The 15322-nt window shown below is 66.9% G+C and carries 13 protein-coding genes and 1 pseudogene; 8 read left to right on the top strand and 6 right to left on the bottom strand.

The window, feature by feature from the left end; genetic code table 11:
- Positions 1-3: 3 nt before the first annotated feature.
- The 5 genes from EYE42_RS00075 to EYE42_RS00055 all read left to right on the top strand — a co-directional run bounded on the left by EYE42_RS00075 (position 4) and on the right by EYE42_RS00055 (position 6449).
- Positions 4-3969 (top strand): baseplate multidomain protein megatron, encoded by a 3966-nt coding sequence (locus EYE42_RS00075; protein ID WP_130989287.1) that lies wholly within the window; start codon positions 4-6, stop codon positions 3967-3969.
- Between the two features lie 10 nt (positions 3970-3979).
- On the top strand, positions 3980-5056 hold the full coding sequence (locus EYE42_RS00070) for a DUF2793 domain-containing protein (protein ID WP_130989286.1): 1077 nt from the start codon (positions 3980-3982) through the stop codon (positions 5054-5056).
- Positions 5057-5075: 19 nt separating this feature from the next.
- Entirely contained in the window at positions 5076-5363 is a 288-nt protein-coding gene (locus EYE42_RS00065; protein WP_036708271.1) for a DUF6127 family protein, read from the top strand.
- Between the two features lie 160 nt (positions 5364-5523).
- Complete coding sequence (locus EYE42_RS00060; protein ID WP_130989285.1) at positions 5524-6198, top strand: YcbK family protein; 675 nt, start codon at positions 5524-5526, stop codon at positions 6196-6198.
- Positions 6195-6449, top strand: coding sequence for a hypothetical protein (locus EYE42_RS00055; RefSeq protein WP_425466546.1), 255 nt, complete (start codon positions 6195-6197; stop codon positions 6447-6449). Before EYE42_RS00060 ends, EYE42_RS00055 begins: the two co-directional genes overlap by 4 nt.
- A 178-nt stretch (positions 6450-6627) precedes the next feature.
- On the opposite strand, the gene EYE42_RS00045 is transcribed toward EYE42_RS00055, so the two are convergent.
- Positions 6628-7377 (bottom strand): ABC transporter permease, encoded by a 750-nt coding sequence (locus EYE42_RS00045; protein WP_130989283.1) that lies wholly within the window; start codon positions 7375-7377, stop codon positions 6628-6630.
- Positions 7378-7569: 192 nt separating this feature from the next.
- Here EYE42_RS00045 and EYE42_RS00040 point away from each other — a divergent pair, with 192 nt between their 5' ends.
- From EYE42_RS00040 to EYE42_RS00030, 3 genes and pseudogenes are all read left to right on the top strand, one after another.
- Positions 7570-8406, top strand: coding sequence for a chromate resistance protein ChrB domain-containing protein (locus tag EYE42_RS00040; protein ID WP_130989282.1), 837 nt, complete (start codon positions 7570-7572; stop codon positions 8404-8406).
- Complete coding sequence (gene chrA, locus EYE42_RS00035; RefSeq protein ID WP_130989281.1) at positions 8403-9818, top strand: chromate efflux transporter; 1416 nt, start codon at positions 8403-8405, stop codon at positions 9816-9818. Before EYE42_RS00040 ends, chrA begins: the two co-directional genes overlap by 4 nt.
- A gap of 52 nt (positions 9819-9870) precedes the next feature.
- Positions 9871-10344, top strand: a pseudogene (locus tag EYE42_RS00030) (Bax inhibitor-1/YccA family protein); the annotation flags it as partial.
- A gap of 76 nt (positions 10345-10420) precedes the next feature.
- Here the strand turns inward: EYE42_RS00030 and EYE42_RS00025 are convergent.
- The 5 genes from EYE42_RS00025 to EYE42_RS00005 all read right to left on the bottom strand — a co-directional run bounded on the left by EYE42_RS00025 (position 10421) and on the right by EYE42_RS00005 (position 15064).
- The gene (locus EYE42_RS00025; RefSeq protein WP_130989280.1) at positions 10421-11647 is read right to left on the bottom strand and encodes an IS256 family transposase; all 1227 of its coding nucleotides are present in this window, start codon (positions 11645-11647) and stop codon (positions 10421-10423) included.
- A 78-nt stretch (positions 11648-11725) separates the two neighbouring features.
- Positions 11726-11905, bottom strand: a complete 180-nt coding sequence (locus EYE42_RS00020; RefSeq protein WP_130989279.1) for a hypothetical protein — start codon at positions 11903-11905, stop codon at positions 11726-11728.
- Positions 11906-11934: 29 nt separating this feature from the next.
- Entirely contained in the window at positions 11935-13371 is a 1437-nt protein-coding gene (locus tag EYE42_RS00015; RefSeq protein WP_084684278.1) for a GntP family permease, read from the bottom strand.
- A 1-nt stretch (position 13372) separates the two neighbouring features.
- Entirely contained in the window at positions 13373-14413 is a 1041-nt protein-coding gene (locus EYE42_RS00010; protein ID WP_035715050.1) for a patatin-like phospholipase family protein, read from the bottom strand.
- 63 nt (positions 14414-14476) lie between these two features.
- Positions 14477-15064 carry an HdeD family acid-resistance protein gene (locus tag EYE42_RS00005; protein WP_035715069.1) on the bottom strand — a complete coding sequence of 196 codons (588 nt, stop codon included), beginning with the start codon at positions 15062-15064 and terminating at the stop codon, positions 14477-14479.
- Between the last annotated feature and the right edge of the window lie 258 nt (positions 15065-15322).

The following is a 15322-nucleotide window of genomic DNA, read 5'->3' as shown; positions in this document are numbered from 1 at the left end:
CACATGGCAACGCTTGTTCTCGGCGCGGCCGGCGCCGCCATTGGCGGTTCGATCGGCGGCGCGATCCTCGGCGTCAGCGCAGCGACCATCGGCGGGTTCATCGGCTCCAGCATCGGCTCGGTCGTCGACAGCTGGATCATCTCGTCGCTGGCGCCCACGCAGCGCATCGAAGGCGCGCGGCTCGACACGCTGCGCATCACCTCGGCCACGGAGGGCGCGGTGATCCCGCGGCTCTACGGGCGCATTCGCATGGGCGGCAACATCACTTGGGCGACCGATTTTCGTGAGGAGACCAAGACCACCACGCAGGGCGGCGGCAAGGGCGGCGGGGGCGGCAAGGTCAAGACGACCGAGTATCTGTACTACGCCTCCTTCGCCGTGGCGCTCTGCGAGGGTCCGATCACCGGCATCGGACGCATCTGGGCCGACGGCAAGTCGATGGACCTCTCCGGCGTCACCTGGCGCTGGTATCCGGGCGACGAGACCCAGACCGCCGATCCGTTCATCGCCGCGAAGATGGGCGCGGCCAGCACGCCTGCCTATCGCGGCACCGCCTATGTCGTCTTCGAGGACCTGCCGCTCTCGACCTACGGCAACCGCCTGCCGCAGCTGTCCTTCGAGGTGTTCCGGCCGCTCGTCGATCCCGACACGGCCGAGGGACTGACGCAGGCCGTCACCATGATCCCGGCCTCGGGCGAGTTCACCTATGCCACGCAGGCGATCCGCAAGACCGATGGCGGCGCGACGGTGCCCGAGAACCTGAACGCGCTGGCCGACTCCACTGACATGGTGGAGGCGCTGGACCGGCTGCAGGCCATGGCGCCAGCGGTCGAGAGCGTGAGCCTCGTCGTGGCGTGGTTCGGCGACGACCTGCGCGCGGGATCGTGCAAGGTGCGGCCGGGCGTCGAGGTGTCGGCCAAGTCGACCACACCCGCCAGCTGGTCGGTCAACGGCGTCAGCCGCGCCAGCGCCTTCCTCGTCAGCCGCGACGATCAGGACCGCCCCGTCTATGGCGGCACGCCGTCCGACTTCGCCGTGGTGCAGGCGATCGAGGAGATGAAGGCGCGCGGGCTGCGCGTCACCTTCTACCCGTTCATCCTGATGGACGTGCCGCCCGGCAACACGCTGCCGAACCCGTATTCCGACAACGCCGCCGAGATCGGCCAGCCTGTATTCCCCTGGCGGGGGCGGATTACCTGTTCTCCCGCGGCGGGTTTCGCGGGGACGGTGGACAAAACCGCCACTGCGACCACGCAGGTCGCGGCGCTGTTTGGCGCGGCCACACCCGCAAGCTTCAGCGTCTCGGGTCAGTCGGTTTCGTGGACCGGAACGCCCGGCGACTGGGGCCTGCGCCGCATGGTGCTGCACTATGCCCATCTCTGTGCGGCGGCAGGCGGGGTGGACGCCTTCCTGATCGGGACCGAGATGCCGGGGCTGACGACCATCCGCTCCGGAGCCAGCACCTATCCGGCAGTGCAGGCCTATCGGGACCTGCTCGCAGACGTGCGCTCGATCCTCGGGTCCGGCACGAAGATCGGCTATGCCGCCGACTGGAGCGAGTATTTCGGGCACCAGCCGGGCGATGGTTCGGGGGACGTATTCTTCCATCTCGACCCGCTCTGGGCGGACCCGGAGATCGATTTCGTCGGCATCGACAACTACATGCCGCTCTCCGACTGGCGCGACGGTTTCGAGCATCTCGACGCGGCCGAGGGCTGGCCCGCGATCTACGACCGGGGCTATCTGCAGGGGAACATCGCGGGCGGCGAAGGCTTCGACTGGTTCTATGCCAGCGCGGCGGATCGCACCGCGCAGGTCCGGACCCCGATCACCGATGGGGCGGCGGCCAAGCCGTGGGTCTTCCGCTACAAGGATCTGCGCGCCTGGTGGTCGAACCCGCATTACGACCGTCCGGGCGGTGTGGAGAGCGCAACGCCGACGGCGTGGGCGCCGCAGTCGAAGCCGATCTGGTTCACCGAGTTGGGGTGCCCCGCCATCGACCGGGGCACAAACCAGCCGAATGTCTTCTTCGATCCGAAGTCATCGGAGAGCTTCACGCCGCATTTCTCGCGGGGCTGGCGGGACGACGCCATCCAGCGGGCCTATCTGGAGGCGACGTATCTCTGGTGGGGCGAGGCCGCGCACAACCCGGTGTCCTCGGTCTACGGCGGCCGCATGGTGCATGTCCCCGAATGCGCCGCCTGGACCTGGGACGCGCGGCCGTACCCGTTCTTCCCGGCGCTGACCGATGTCTGGACGGACGGGGCGAACTGGCGGCTCGGCCACTGGCTGACCGGGCGGCTCGGCGCGGTGTCGCTGGCGGCGCTCGTCCGGCACCTCTGTCTGCGCGCCGGGCTGCCCGAGTCCCGCATCGACGTCACCGGCCTCTGGGGCGCGGTCGAAGGCTATGCCATCACCGCGCTGGAGAGCCCGCGCGCCTCGATCACCACGCTGTCGCGCCACTTCGGCTTCGACGCTGTGGAGACCGAGGGGGTGATCCGCTTCGTGATGCGCGGCCGTGCCTCCGTCGCCACCCTCGGGCCCGACGACCTGGTGGCCGCCCGTGAGGGCGACGTGCTGGAACTGACGCGCGGCCAGGAGACCGAACTGCCGCAGGCGCTGAAGTGGCAGGTCGCCCGCGCCGACGAGGATTACGACGCCGCCCTTGTCGAAGCGCGGCGCATCACGGTCGACACGACCCGGATCGCGTCCGAATCCTTCCCGATGGCGGTGCCGCCCGAGGAGGCCGAACGCCGCTGCCGCCGCGCGCTGATGGAGGCATGGGTCGGGCGCGAGACGGCGGCGTTCCGTCTGCCGCCCTCGCGCCTCGCGCTCGATCCGGCCGATGCGGTCCGGCTGGAGCATGACGGGCGGCTGGTCGATCTGCGGCTTGTCTCCATCGCCGACGCGGAGGCGCGCGGGATCGAGGCGGTGCGCCAGGACCGCGCAACCTACGACCTGCCGCCCGGCGATCCCCGCGCAGCCTCGCTGACGCGGGCCGTCGTGTTCGGCGTGCCGGACGCGGTGCTGATGGACCTGCCGCAGCTGACCGAGGACCAGCCCGCGCATCGGCCGCTGGTCGCCGCGCACGCCGTTCCCTGGCCGGGAGAGATGGCGGTGTTCCGCAGCCCGTCGACCGATGGGTTCGAGCTGCTCACCAGCTTCGGCACACGAGCACGGATCGGCACGCTGGTCTCGGACCTCTACGCAGGTCCCACCTCGCGCTTTGATCTCGGCAATGCGCTTGTGGTCGACTTGCTGACTGGCACGCTGGAAAGCGTCACCGATCTGACGCTGTTCGGCGGCGCCAACGCGCTGGCTATCGAGAGCGCGTCGGGCGTCTGGGAGATCGTGCAGGCGGGCGCGGCCGAGCTGCTGGCGCCCCGCCGGTATCGTCTGACCCGGCTCCTGCGCGGCCAGCGCGGGACCGAAAGCGCCATGAGCAATCCGGCGCCCGCAGGCGCGCGCGTAGTCGTGCTGGACGACAGCCTCGCGTCCCTGCCCACCGCCGAGGCCGATCTCGGCATCCCGTGGAACTGGCGCATCGGCCCCGCGAGCCGTCCGGTCAGCGACGAGACCTATGTGGCGCAGGCCTTCACTCCAGTGGGCGTGGGGCTGCGGCCGTTCTCGGTCGCCCATGTCGAGCAGCCATGGCGCACGCCGCGCATGCCCGGCGATCTGACCATCCGTTGGACGCGCCGGTCCCGCGCGCTCGCGGCCGACAGCTGGGGCGGGCTTGAGGTGCCGCTGGCCGAGGAGCTCGAAGCCTACGAGGTCGAGATGCTTGACGGCGCAACCGTGAAGCGGGTGCTGAGCGCATCCACCACCAGCGCCGTCTATACCGCCGCCCAGCAGACCGCCGATTGGGGCGCGCCACTCGACGCCGGCGAGAGCCTCACCGTCCGCATCTTCCAGCTCTCCGCCCTCGTCGGGCGGGGCGCGCCCGAGACCGTCACGCTCTTGTTCTGAAGGCCATCCCATGTCCGACGCCACGACCCATCTCCTGCTGCCCTACATCCTGGCGGCGCAGGCCCAGAAGCACGTCACCCACAACGAGGCGCTGCGGCTGCTCGACGGGCTCGTCCAGCTCTCCGTCCTCGCCCGTGACCTGACCTTGCCGCCAGGAAGTCCCGCCGATGGCGACCGTTACATCGTCGGCTCGGCCGCGACGGGCGACTGGGCGGGCTGGGACCTGAACGTGGCGCTCTGGACGGATGGGGCGTGGATGCGTCTGCCACCGAGGTCCGGCTGGCGCGCGTGGGTCGAAGGCGAGGGCCTGCTGCTGGTCTATGACGGCGCGAGTTGGATCGGCACCACACCGGCGGCGCTGCAGAACATGGCACTCCTGGGGCTCGGCACCACGGCGGATGGGTCGAACCCGTTCTCGGCCAAGCTGAACGCCGCGCTCTGGACGGCGAAGACCGTCGCCGAGGGTGGCACCGGCGATCTGTTCTACACCATGAACAAGGAGGCGGCGGGCGACGATCTCGGGCTGACGCTCCAGACCGGCTTCGTCACCAAGGCGCTTGTGGGGCTCTTCGGCTCGGACAGGTTCCGCCTCGCGGTCTCGGCCGACGGCAGCACTTTCTTCGACGGGCTGAGCGTCGACAACGCGAACGGCATCGTCGATCAGCCCCGGCTGCCGCGGTTCAAGGCGTACACGAACTACGACAACTACGTCGGCGTCGGGACCTGGACGAAGATCGGCCTCAACAACACCGACACCAACGATCAGGGGGCGTTCGACGCCGCGAACAACCATTTCGTGGCTCCGGTCGACGGCACCTACCTTTTCGGCGCGACGCTGCTCTACAAGATCAACGCCAGCGCCACGGCCCGCATGCGCGGGCGGCTGGTGCTGAACGGCACGACCGAAATCCGCGGCTCCCTCGGCGAAATCTCTGCCACCCATGTCTCGCTCGCCACCGCCATCTGGCTGCAGACGATGGTCCCGCTGACCGCGGGCGATACCGTCGAGCTGCAGGGGTATTTCCGGGTCGCGGACGGCTATTTCGCCGCCGATCACACGTCCTTCTGGGGCTGCAAGATCGGCTGAGCGGCGGAGGGAGGAACCGATGAACCCACCCCGATCCGAGGGCTTCGTGCGCATGCCCGACGCCGAGTTCGAGGCGATCCTGACGCGGGCGGCGGAGGAAGGCGCGAAGCGCGCGCTCGCCGATGTCGGCCTCGATGGCGACGAGGCCGCGCTCGACATCCGCGATCTGCGCTCCCTGGTAGACTGCATCCGGCTGGTGCGCCGCACCGCCATGCAGACCGCCGTCCGCATGATCACCACCGGCGTCATGCTGGCGCTGCTGGCGGGGATCGCCATCAAGCTGAAGATCTTCGGCGGCAGCCCGTAGCCGCTCGCCATCCCTGTTCATCAGCCCAACCGCACCCGCCCTCGTGGCGGGGTGAGCAGTGGTCTGCCTGACAGGCAGACGGGAAGGTCCAGTGGACCTTCCCGAACGGCGAACGCACCGAGCCCTGCGAGGGGCCGGAAACTTGTTTTTGGAGGACCCCATGACAACGACATTCCACGGCCATTGGCGCAACGTGCCCGAGCGTACCTGGCGCTGGCCGAACTTCTCGCCTGCAGAGATCGCCTGCCGGGGCACCGGCAAGCTGCTGATCAACGAGCCCGCTCTCGACAAGCTGCAGGCGCTCCGTGATCGGCTCGGCAAGCCGCTGATTGTGCGTTCCGCCTATCGTAGCCCGGAACACAACCGCGCCGTCGGTGGCGCAACCCGCTCCAAACACCTCGACGGCACGGCTTTCGACATCGCCATGGCGAACCACGATCCTGCGGCGTTCGAGGCAGCGGCACGGGAGGTCGGGTTCCTCGGCTTCGGTTTCTATCCGCGCTCGGGTTTCATTCATGTCGATCTCGGACCTGCGCGTCAGTGGGGCGAGCGGTTCCCGGCCCGGGCGACTGCCTTCGCGGCGGAGACGCCGCCCGCGCGCGAGGTGCTCGCCGACAGCCGCACCATGAAGGGGGGTGGCGCGGCCGGAGTGGCGACGCTGGGCGCGGCGGGCGTCGAGGTAGCGCAGAGCGCCCTGGCCGAAACGCAGATCGCGATCCTTCCGCTGGTCCCGTATCTCGATACGCTGCGCTGGGTGTTCATCGCGGTGGCTCTCGGCGGCATCGCGGTCACGATCTACGCGCGTCTCGATGACTGGCGCAGGGGGCGGCGGTGATCGCGCTCCTCGCTGGGTTCGCCGCCAGCCCATGGATGCGGACTGCCTTGAGCTACGGCGCGATCGTGCTCGCCGTGCTCCTGTTCCTGCTTTCGCTTCGGCGGTCCGGCGAGCGCGCGGGACGCCTCGCCGAACGCCTTGTGACCACGGAGAAGGCCAATGATGTCCAACGCCGGATGCTGGAAGCGGCGGCTCGCCGTCCTCGCGATCACCACGAGCTTGCTGAGCGGCTGCGCGACGGTGAGTTCTGAATCAGGTCGCGTGTCGGCTTGTCCGCCGGTGGTGGAGTACAGCCGAGAGTTTCAGGCCCGCGCGTCAAACGAGGTGGCGCAACTCCCCAAGGGGGCTGCGATCGCCATCATGCTGACTGACTATGCGGTTCTGCGTGCACAGAATCGCGCCTGCTGACCCGATCTCCCGGCGCCCTCATCACGAGCGCCCCAACTGCATGAGGGCGATCAGCATCAGAACCGCCCCCGTTGCTCCGAGCGCCAGGAGAGCAAGCCAACCCAAGGTCGGAGTGAAGCGCGCGAGCGCGCCGCCATGACCGGCTCTTGCGGCCACTGCCAGTGCCGCCACGCTCGCCAGCACGGCGGCAACGCCGATCAGCATCATGGACGCGAAAGCCAACCCGGCTTCCGGAACGCCTCGAGCACTCGCGAAGGTCATCACGAACAGGGTCAGTGGACATGGGATCAACCCGGCCACCACCCCGAACGCCGCGCCCTCGCGATGGCCATGAGCAGCGTGTCCCCGGATGGCGGCGATGAGAAGCCAGAGGCCGATCAATCCGATCAGGCCTCGACTCAGATCTTCCAGGACCCGAGCTCGTCCGACTTCGCCAAAGGCCAGCGAAACCACCGGCAAGGCGAGAATGACCACGAGGACGGAGATCGCGATATGCGTGGCCGAGAGAATGACAGCGGTCCCGATGCCCCTCGACAGGCTGGCGCCGCTTCCGGCAACGAACAGGGACAGCACGGTCTTCGAGTGTCCGGGCGTGAGGGCATGCGCCGCCCCGAATGCAATGCCGAAGGGCAGGAAGCCCGCCAATGCCGACCAGTCCCGGGTCTCGGCGAAAGCGCGGAGCATGAGGGCGAGCTCGGCCGAGATCTCGCGTTGAACCGAGACGAGCCATCCCCACAGGCTGAAAAGAATCCCCAGGCTCTCTGAAAGCATAGGGCAATCTAACCCGCATCGGCCATCGGTGACAGTTGTGGGTGGCCCGCTGTCCGACTTGGCCGGTGCGGCGGGAATTGACAGCGCACCCGTCTTGCGAAATTCTTCTCCTATGGGGATCCGCGATCTCCCCACGAGGCGACAGCCGAAGCTCGCGTTCCACCTCAACCTTGTTTCCAAGGAGGAACGCAGATGCCTGCGCCCGACGCCATCCCTGCCGACAAGCTCGCCAAGCTGATTGGCACGCCCCGCTGCCCGATCCTGCTCGATGTCCGCGCCGAAGCCGCCCGCGCCGCCGAGCCGCGTCTCGTTCCCGCTGCCCGGCCACTCAGCGAGGCTGAGATCACCTCCGATGCTTTGGCGCGCCTCACGGCGAGGCTTGACGGCCCGGTTGTCGTCATCTGCGCCGAAGGTCACAGACGCAGTCAGGGTGTCGCCGCCGTGCTCCGGAGTGCGCGGATACCAGCCGAGTATCTGGAGGGCGGACAGGCTGCGTGGGTCGCGGCGGGACTTCCACTCGTCGATCCCGGCAAGCTCTCCGCACGCGACGCCGATGGCCGGACGGTTTGGGTGACGCGCTCCCGGCCCAAGATCGACCGGATCGCCTGCCCTTGGCTGATCCGCCGCTTCGTCGACCCACGCGCGACCTTCCTCTACGTTGCGCCCGCGGAAGTCGTCGGCGTGGCAGAGCTGTTCGGGGCGATGCCCTACGACATAGAGAAGGTCTTCTGGAGCCATCGCGGCGAGCTTTGCACCTTCGACACGATGCTGGCGGAGTTCGGGCTCTCGATCCCGGCGCTCGACCGGCTGGCTTCCATCGTTCGCGGGGCGGACACGGCGCGTCTCGACCTTGCGCCTGAGGCTGCAGGGCTTCTGGCCGCCTCCCTAGGACTCTCCCGGATGTACGCCGACGACCTCGAGCAGCTCGATGCCGGCATGGCGCTCTACGACGCGTTCTATCGGTGGGCGCGCGACGCCACAGACGAGACGCACAACTGGCCGACCAACCGGCCGGGAGGTGTGCGATGACGGACGCGACATTGGCCACACCGCGGAGCGGAGCGCCCGCGCAGGAGTATCCGACGCTCGCCGAAGCTACGCGGGTCTGGGCGCGCGTGGCTCTGCTGTCCTTCGGCGGACCGGCCGGACAGATCGCAGTGATGCACCGCATCCTCGTCGAGGAAAAGCGCTGGCTCGGCGATGGCCGGTTCCTGCATGCGCTCAACTTCTGCATGCTGTTGCCGGGGCCTGAGGCGCAGCAGCTCGCCGTGTATATCGGCTGGCTCCTGCACCGGACCTGGGGCGGCGTGATCGCCGGGGTCCTGTTCGTCCTCCCCGGCGTCATCGCCATTATGGCGCTGAGCTGGGTCTACGTGATCTTCGGCAATGTCGGCTTCATTGCCGCACTCTTCTTTGGGCTCAAGGCCGCGGTGCTCGCCATCGTGCTGCAGGCGGTCTTTCGCGTCGGCCGGCGAGCCTTGAAGAACGACGCGATGCGCTTGATCGCCGCGCTGTCCTTTGTCGCGATCTTTGCCTTCGGCGCCCCGTTCCCGCTGATCGTGCTCGCCGCCGCCCTCATCGGGTTTCTCGGGGCGCGCGCCGGGCTGCAGGCGTTTGCTCCTGGTGGTGGCCACGGGTCGGTCGGCGGCACCCATGTCGACGATGCCGAGACGCTCCTTGGCCCAAAAATGGCTGAGATGCCGGCTTCGGCGCGGCGCGGCGCGCTCGTGGCGGGCGGGGTCGCGCTGGCGCTCTGGCTCGCGCCTGTGGTGGTGCTGGTGCTGGCCCTGGGGCCGGGCAATGTCTTCGCCGACATAGCCACCTTTTTCTCCAAGATGGCGGTGGTCACCTTCGGCGGCGCCTATGCCGTGCTGGCCTATGTGGCGCAGGAGGCCGTCGGTACCTACGGCTGGCTCGAGCCCGGCGAGATGCTCGACGGCCTCGGGATGGCCGAGACTACGCCAGGGCCGCTGATCATGGTGCTCCAGTTCGTCGGTTTCCTCGGCGCCTTCCGCGAGGCCGGGTGGGACAATGCGCTCCTCGCCGGCACTTTCGGCGGCCTTCTTGCGACCTGGGTCACTTTCGCGCCCTGCTTTGCCTTCATCTTCCTCGGCGCGCCCTACATGGAGGGGCTGCGTTCGAACCGGTCCCTCTCGGCCGCGCTGACGGCGGTGACGGCGTCGGTCGTGGGCGTGATCCTCAATCTCGCAATCTGGTTCGCGATCCACGTCGTCTGGATCGAAGTGCGCCGGATCGAGGCGGGGCCGCTCTCGCTCGAGCTTCCGGTCCTTGGTTCGATCGACTGGGCCGCAGCCGCACTGTCTGCACTCGCGCTCTTCGCGGTGTTTCGGCTGAAACTCGGCATGACGATCGTGCTGGGCGGGTCCGCCCTTCTCGGCCTTATGCTTTATGGTTTGGGGATGACCTCGCTCTCCGGCTGATCCATTCAGCCTCTTTCGACAGGATGGTCGCAAGCAGAGGGACCGTGCCCGCGGCTGGGCGGTGATGTTCGCGCCGCTGATCATAGTGTTTGCTTTTGCCGGCATGATCAACCGGATGTCGGCCGCGACCGCCCAGCTGGTGTTCTACAGCTTTGCCGCGGTCATGGGCCTGTCGATCAGCTGGATTTTCGCCGTCTTCACCGGCGTCTCAATCGCGCAGACCTTCTTTGTGACCGCCGTCGCCTTCGCCGGGCTCAGCCTTTACGGCTACACGACCAAAAAGGATCTGTCCGGTCTCGGCACGTTCCTGATGATGGGTGTGATCGGTCTGATCGTGGCCATGGTCATCAACATCTTCCTGCAGTCGCCGGCGATGATGTTCGCGATCTCGATCATCGGCGTCCTCATCTTTGCCGCACTCACCGCCTACGACACTCAGGCAATCAAGAACGAATACGTTGCGCATGCCGCCCAAGGCGACCAGGAGTGGCTGCAGAAGTCGGCAATCATGGGCGCGCTGCGCCTAGGGCGCCTAGGGTCGTGTCGCGAATGTGGTGGAAATTGCCGAGCAGCGGGCTCCGGGCATGTAACGATGGCTCCAGTCAGGCCGCGAGGTCAAGGGACATCGGCTCGAGCGGCTGAGAAAGAGTTTCCCAGCCGTCAACCTTCCGCATCTGGATCTGCCCTGACGCCAAGAGCGCCCAGAGCAGCATCGGCACGGTCTCGGCGCAGGGCAGCACGGTGTGGGTCTTGATGCGGCGGCGGAACTCCTCGTTCAGACGCTCAATGGCGTTGGTGGTCCGTGCGGATTTCCATTGCGACGGATCGAGGCGGGTGAAGCTGAAGAGGCGATCGCCGGCCTCCTCGAGGCTATCGGCCACGGCCCGGCACTTGAGCTTCCACTTGCGGAGGAAGGCCTTGCGGCGCGTCTCGATCTCGGCGGCCGTATCGGCATAGATCATGTCGCGGTAGTCTTCGCTCAGCTCGTCGTGCAGGCGCTTGGGGGCGTGGCCAAGCAGGTTGCGGTGCTTGTGAACCGTGCAGCGCTGGATGGGCAGGTCCCCGCCCCAGAGCGCCACGAGCGCGGCTTCAAGGCCGGGGGCGCCGTCAACGATTACGAGCTCGGGCCGCCTGAGGCCCCGCGCGTCCAGGTCGGCGAGGAAGCTGCTCCAGGCAGCCGTGCTTTCGCCGCCCATGTTCCTGATCGAGAGGAGCACCTTTTGTCCGTCGCGGCGGATGCCGATCGCCGCCAGCACCGAGATGTTGGTGGCCTTGCGGTCCAGCCGGGTCTTGATGACGGTGCCGTCGAGGATGAGCCGCACGATCTCTTCGCCGGTCAGGTCGCGGGTGGACCAGGCGTCCCAGTCGACCTTCACCTTGCGCCAGGCGCGGCTGACCACGTCCTTGCTCACCGCCCCTTCGAATAAGCCAAACAGCGCCCGCTTGACGCGCCGGGTATTGGTGCCGGCCAGATAGACCGCCGCGATCAGGGCCTCGGCCTTCTTGGTCAGCCGCCTGTAGCGGGGCAGTGCCTTCGAGCGCCATTCGGTGATCTTGCCGGCTTCGTTCTCGATCCGAGCACGAGGAACCCGCACCGTCTCGGTGCCGAATGTGCCGGTCAGCTGCCGATCGCGGTGCCCGTGGCGGTAGCCCCTGGCCCGCTCATTGCCGCGGCCGTAACGAAGCCGACCAAGAAAGACGGCCAGTTCCTCTTCGAACATGGCCTCAATGGTGGCCCGGACATTCGCCCGAAGGCGATCCTCGATCGGATCATACCCGCCTGCGTCGGGCAGCGGCGAAAAGGACGAGCTATCGGTATTCTGCTTCATGGCGTGATCTCCCTGGCGGTTGCCGCCGCCGGTTGGGTGGGTGTTGGTTCACCCGGAGATTACGCCGCCAGACAATTTCTACCACTTCCGAGACACGACCACCGCCATGACCACATAAGAGATCATCAGCCCCAGCACCATTGGCACCAGAACGCCCGAGGCGATGTGGAAGAACCACCCCAGCATCAGCGCCAGCATGACGCCCAGCGTGATGTTCAAAAGGGCCGGTGGTGCGGCGGTCGGCGTGGGCTGTGTCATGACGATCCCGAAGCTCTGTCCCTATCGGGTTAGAAGGAACCGAAGGCTGTGCCAAGCACGATCACGGCCACAAGGGCAACAAGCGCGCTGACAATGGCGGCCATGACGATGTCCAGATAGCTTTCGCGATGCGTGCAGCCACAGACCGCAAGCATCGTGACCACCGCGCCATTATGCGGCAAGCTGTCCAGCGTACCCGAGGCGATCACGGCCACCCGGTGCATCAGCGCAGGGTCCAGCCCTGTGTCTGACGCGATCTGCATGAAGGTGGGGCCAAGGGCCTGCAGCGCAATGGTCATCCCGCCCGAAGCCGATCCGGTCAACGCGGCAAGGATGTTCGTCGCTACCGCCAGTGACACGAGCGGCCCGCCTCCGATGCCCAGAACCCAGTCCCGCACCATCTCGAACGCAGGCAGAGCCGCCACGACCGCGCCGAACCCCACAAGGCTTGCCACGCTCATGATCGGAAGTACTGCGGCCGTCGCGCCCGAGTCGATGCTTTCGCGCAGATTGCGAAAGCGGCGCCGGTTCATGGCAACCAGCACGATGCAGGCGACCAGAAGCGCAAGCGCCACCGACCAGACCCCGCCGACAGCCGACAGGGTGGTTTCGCCCCATGCGGGCTGCGAGAGGAAATCGAAATCCATGCTGGGCAGCACGAACTGCGTCAGGATCAGGTTGACCACGACAACCAGAACCAGCGGCAGAATGGCCAGGCCGATCGGTGGCCGCCCGCCCCAGGATCCGGCGCGGCTGATCTCGGCAGGGTCAAACTCGCGTGCGGTGCTGGCCAGCTCGCGCGAGACGGCGGAGCCTTTTTCGGCCGCGCCATAACCCTCGCCCCGCGCCTTGGCCTGACGTTCGCGGAAGGAAAGCCAGCCCAGGCCGATGGCCGCCATGATGATGCTGGCTATGATGCCAAGCCCAGGTGCGGCAAAGGGGGTGGTACCAAAGAACGGCATCGGAATCGCGTTCTGGATCGCAGGCGTTCCCGGCATGGCCGACATGGTGAAGGTCGAGGTTCCAAGCGCGAGTGCCGCCGGAAGCAGCCTGCGCGGCACGCTTCCCGCCTTGAACAGCGCCTGCCCCATTGGCGCCAGAACGAAGAACGCCACAAACAGGCTGACACCGCCATAGGTGACCATCGCGCCCGCAGCCACCACGGCAAGGATCGCCCGCGAGGGGCCGAGCCGGCGCGTCATGTAATCGGCGATCGCTGAAACCGATCCGCTGTCGTCCATCAGCTTGCCGAACAATGCGCCCAGCAGGAAAAGCGGAAAGAACTGCGCCACAAACCCCGCCGCCGCAGGCATGAAGGTCTGCGTCCAGTGCGCCAGCATCGGCTGACCGGAAAAAAGCGCCGCCACCGCAGCAGCCAAAGGCGCCAGCAGCAGGATTGTCCAACTGCGGAACGCAAGCACCATGATCAGGGCAAGGCCCAACAGAATACCCAGCAGACCCAGCATGTCAGAGCTCGTCCGCCAGCGCGTCGATATCGAAGGTCGAACGCACCCCGATGTCCTGAATATGGGTGCGGCCGAAATCCTCGGCGGCGCGGCGCCCTTCGTCGAAGAGCATCTTCAGGAAGTCCCATTCGGCATTCAGCTTCGAGGAATGTCCAAGGTCCACCATGATGTCCGAGGTGATGCGATGCAGGCGCATCTCTTTCCAGTACCGCGCCTCGCCATTGCCGGGGTCGATGACACGGCGCAGCAGCGCCATCATCCGCAACTCTTTCAGTAGCTGGGCGTTGAAAGAGATCTCGTTCAGGCGGCTTGCGATCTCGCGCGCGGTGCGCGGCGTCTCGCGCCGCTCGACCGGGTTGATCTGCACCAGAACGGTATCGAGGCTTTCACATTCACGCACGAGCGGCGTCATCGTCGGGTTGCCCGCATAGCCGCCGTCCCAATAGGGCACGCCGTCGATCTCGATGGCCTGGAACATCGATGGCAGGCAGGCCGAGGCGAGCAGCACATCGGCCGTCACCTCATGCTTGCGGAACACCCTGCCTTGCCCGGTGTGCACATTGGTTGCCGTGATGAACAGCTTGACCGGCCCGGTCGCCAGCGCGTCGAAATCGATCAGGTCTGTCAGGATGTCGCGCAGCGGGTTCCCTGCCGCCCCACCCAGCGAATAAGGCGAGATCAGCCGCGCCATCAGATCCATGGCGATGAAGGCGGGCGAGTTGTCCAGCGTCCATTTGCCCGTCAGGACCTCCAGCGGCCCGCGCTTGAACGGGCTGAAGCGCGCGGCATCGGCCGTCCGGCGCCAGAAGGCGGTCAGCATCTCACGCGCGGTCTGCCGCCCGCCGGTGGCCATGCCGGCCGCCAGGATTGCCGCGTTCATGGCGCCGGCCGAGGTGCCGGAAATGCCATCGATCTCGAACCAGTCTTCCTCGAGGATGCGGTCCAGAACGCCCCATGTAAACGCCCCATGCGAACCGCCCCCCTGCAAGGCGAGGTCGATGGGAAGGGTTTTTCGCGTCTGCGATTTCGGGTTGCTGGCCATTTCGGCGCCTTTCAGTCAATTCATTGCAAGAAAATGGCGCCCGAAGCCGGGCGCCCTAGGGGATCAGGCGGCGGGCACCGCTTGCCCGCGAAGCCTCCACGCCATCGCACCAAGGGCCGCGCCAATGGCGATGAGGTCGAGCCCCAGCATCAGCCCGATCAGCCACAGCGCAGTGACCGGCATCGCGGCAAAAAGCACAAGCGACAGCACGACCGAGAGCACCCCGCTGGCAAAAACCCAAAGCCAGTTGGGCAAGGGACGGATCGTCAATGCGAAGACAACCTTCGACATCCCCTCGATCATGAAGAAGATGATCAGCAGAAGCGACAGCAGCAGCATCCCCTGCGCGATGTTGCGCAAGAGCAGAATGCCCAGCAACACACCAAGTATGGCCGAGATGATCTGCAGCCAGAAGTTCGGCGCATGGCGTGCGCTGATCAGGCCGATGGCCTGAATGATGCCGCTGGCGATCAGCAGCCAGCCGAACACCACGACGGCAGCAGCCGAAGAAAAGGCCGGGAAGACGATGGCGACGATCCCCGCGACGACCAGCAGCGCCGCCTGTACCAGGTGGAAGGTCGAATGGCGGCGCACCGCATCGCGCGCGGCTTCGCGGTAGGTCTGTGCAGCGGCGGCAAGACTGATCGGCATGGCATTGACTTCCTTGTTCAACAGGGTGCTTCCCGCCGGGCAGCGGGTGTTGCCTTCCCCGACCCGCAGGGCCGGATATGGATCAAAATTGGCACAGGACCGTGAAGCCCATGCCAGACAATCAATTTTTCATCGCCGGTCGTGTCGCGAATGTGGTGGAAATTGGCGAGCAGCGCGCTCCGAGCATGTAACGTTGGCTCCGGTCAGGCCGCGAGGTCAAGAGACATCGGCACTAGAGGCTGAGAAAGGGTTTCCCAG

Origin of the sequence: Paracoccus subflavus (assembly GCF_004310345.1) — a bacterium.
Lineage (GTDB): Bacteria > Pseudomonadota > Alphaproteobacteria > Rhodobacterales > Rhodobacteraceae > Paracoccus > Paracoccus subflavus.
The sequence above is the reverse complement of the archived record's forward strand: the minus strand, read 5'-3'. Positions and strand labels throughout refer to the sequence as shown.

Excerpts from the sequence above, each read along its gene's own strand:
- chrA (WP_130989281.1), top strand. The coding sequence starts at position 8,403 with ATGACGGACGCGACATTGGCCACACCGCGGAGCGGAGCGCCCGCGCAG.
- EYE42_RS00025 (WP_130989280.1), bottom strand. The coding sequence starts at position 11,647 with ATGAAGCAGAATACCGATAGCTCGTCCTTTTCGCCGCTGCCCGACGCA.
- EYE42_RS00065 (WP_036708271.1), top strand. The coding sequence starts at position 5,076 with ATGAACCCACCCCGATCCGAGGGCTTCGTGCGCATGCCCGACGCCGAG.
- EYE42_RS00075 (WP_130989287.1), top strand. The coding sequence starts at position 4 with ATGGCAACGCTTGTTCTCGGCGCGGCCGGCGCCGCCATTGGCGGTTCG.
- EYE42_RS00045 (WP_130989283.1), bottom strand. The coding sequence starts at position 7,377 with ATGCTTTCAGAGAGCCTGGGGATTCTTTTCAGCCTGTGGGGATGGCTC.
- EYE42_RS00010 (WP_035715050.1), bottom strand. The coding sequence starts at position 14,413 with ATGGCCAGCAACCCGAAATCGCAGACGCGAAAAACCCTTCCCATCGAC.
- EYE42_RS00020 (WP_130989279.1), bottom strand. The coding sequence starts at position 11,905 with ATGACACAGCCCACGCCGACCGCCGCACCACCGGCCCTTTTGAACATC.
- EYE42_RS00060 (WP_130989285.1), top strand. The coding sequence starts at position 5,524 with ATGACAACGACATTCCACGGCCATTGGCGCAACGTGCCCGAGCGTACC.
- EYE42_RS00005 (WP_035715069.1), bottom strand. The coding sequence starts at position 15,064 with ATGCCGATCAGTCTTGCCGCCGCTGCACAGACCTACCGCGAAGCCGCG.
- EYE42_RS00040 (WP_130989282.1), top strand. The coding sequence starts at position 7,570 with ATGCCTGCGCCCGACGCCATCCCTGCCGACAAGCTCGCCAAGCTGATT.
- EYE42_RS00015 (WP_084684278.1), bottom strand. The coding sequence starts at position 13,371 with ATGCTGGGTCTGCTGGGTATTCTGTTGGGCCTTGCCCTGATCATGGTG.
- EYE42_RS00070 (WP_130989286.1), top strand. The coding sequence starts at position 3,980 with ATGTCCGACGCCACGACCCATCTCCTGCTGCCCTACATCCTGGCGGCG.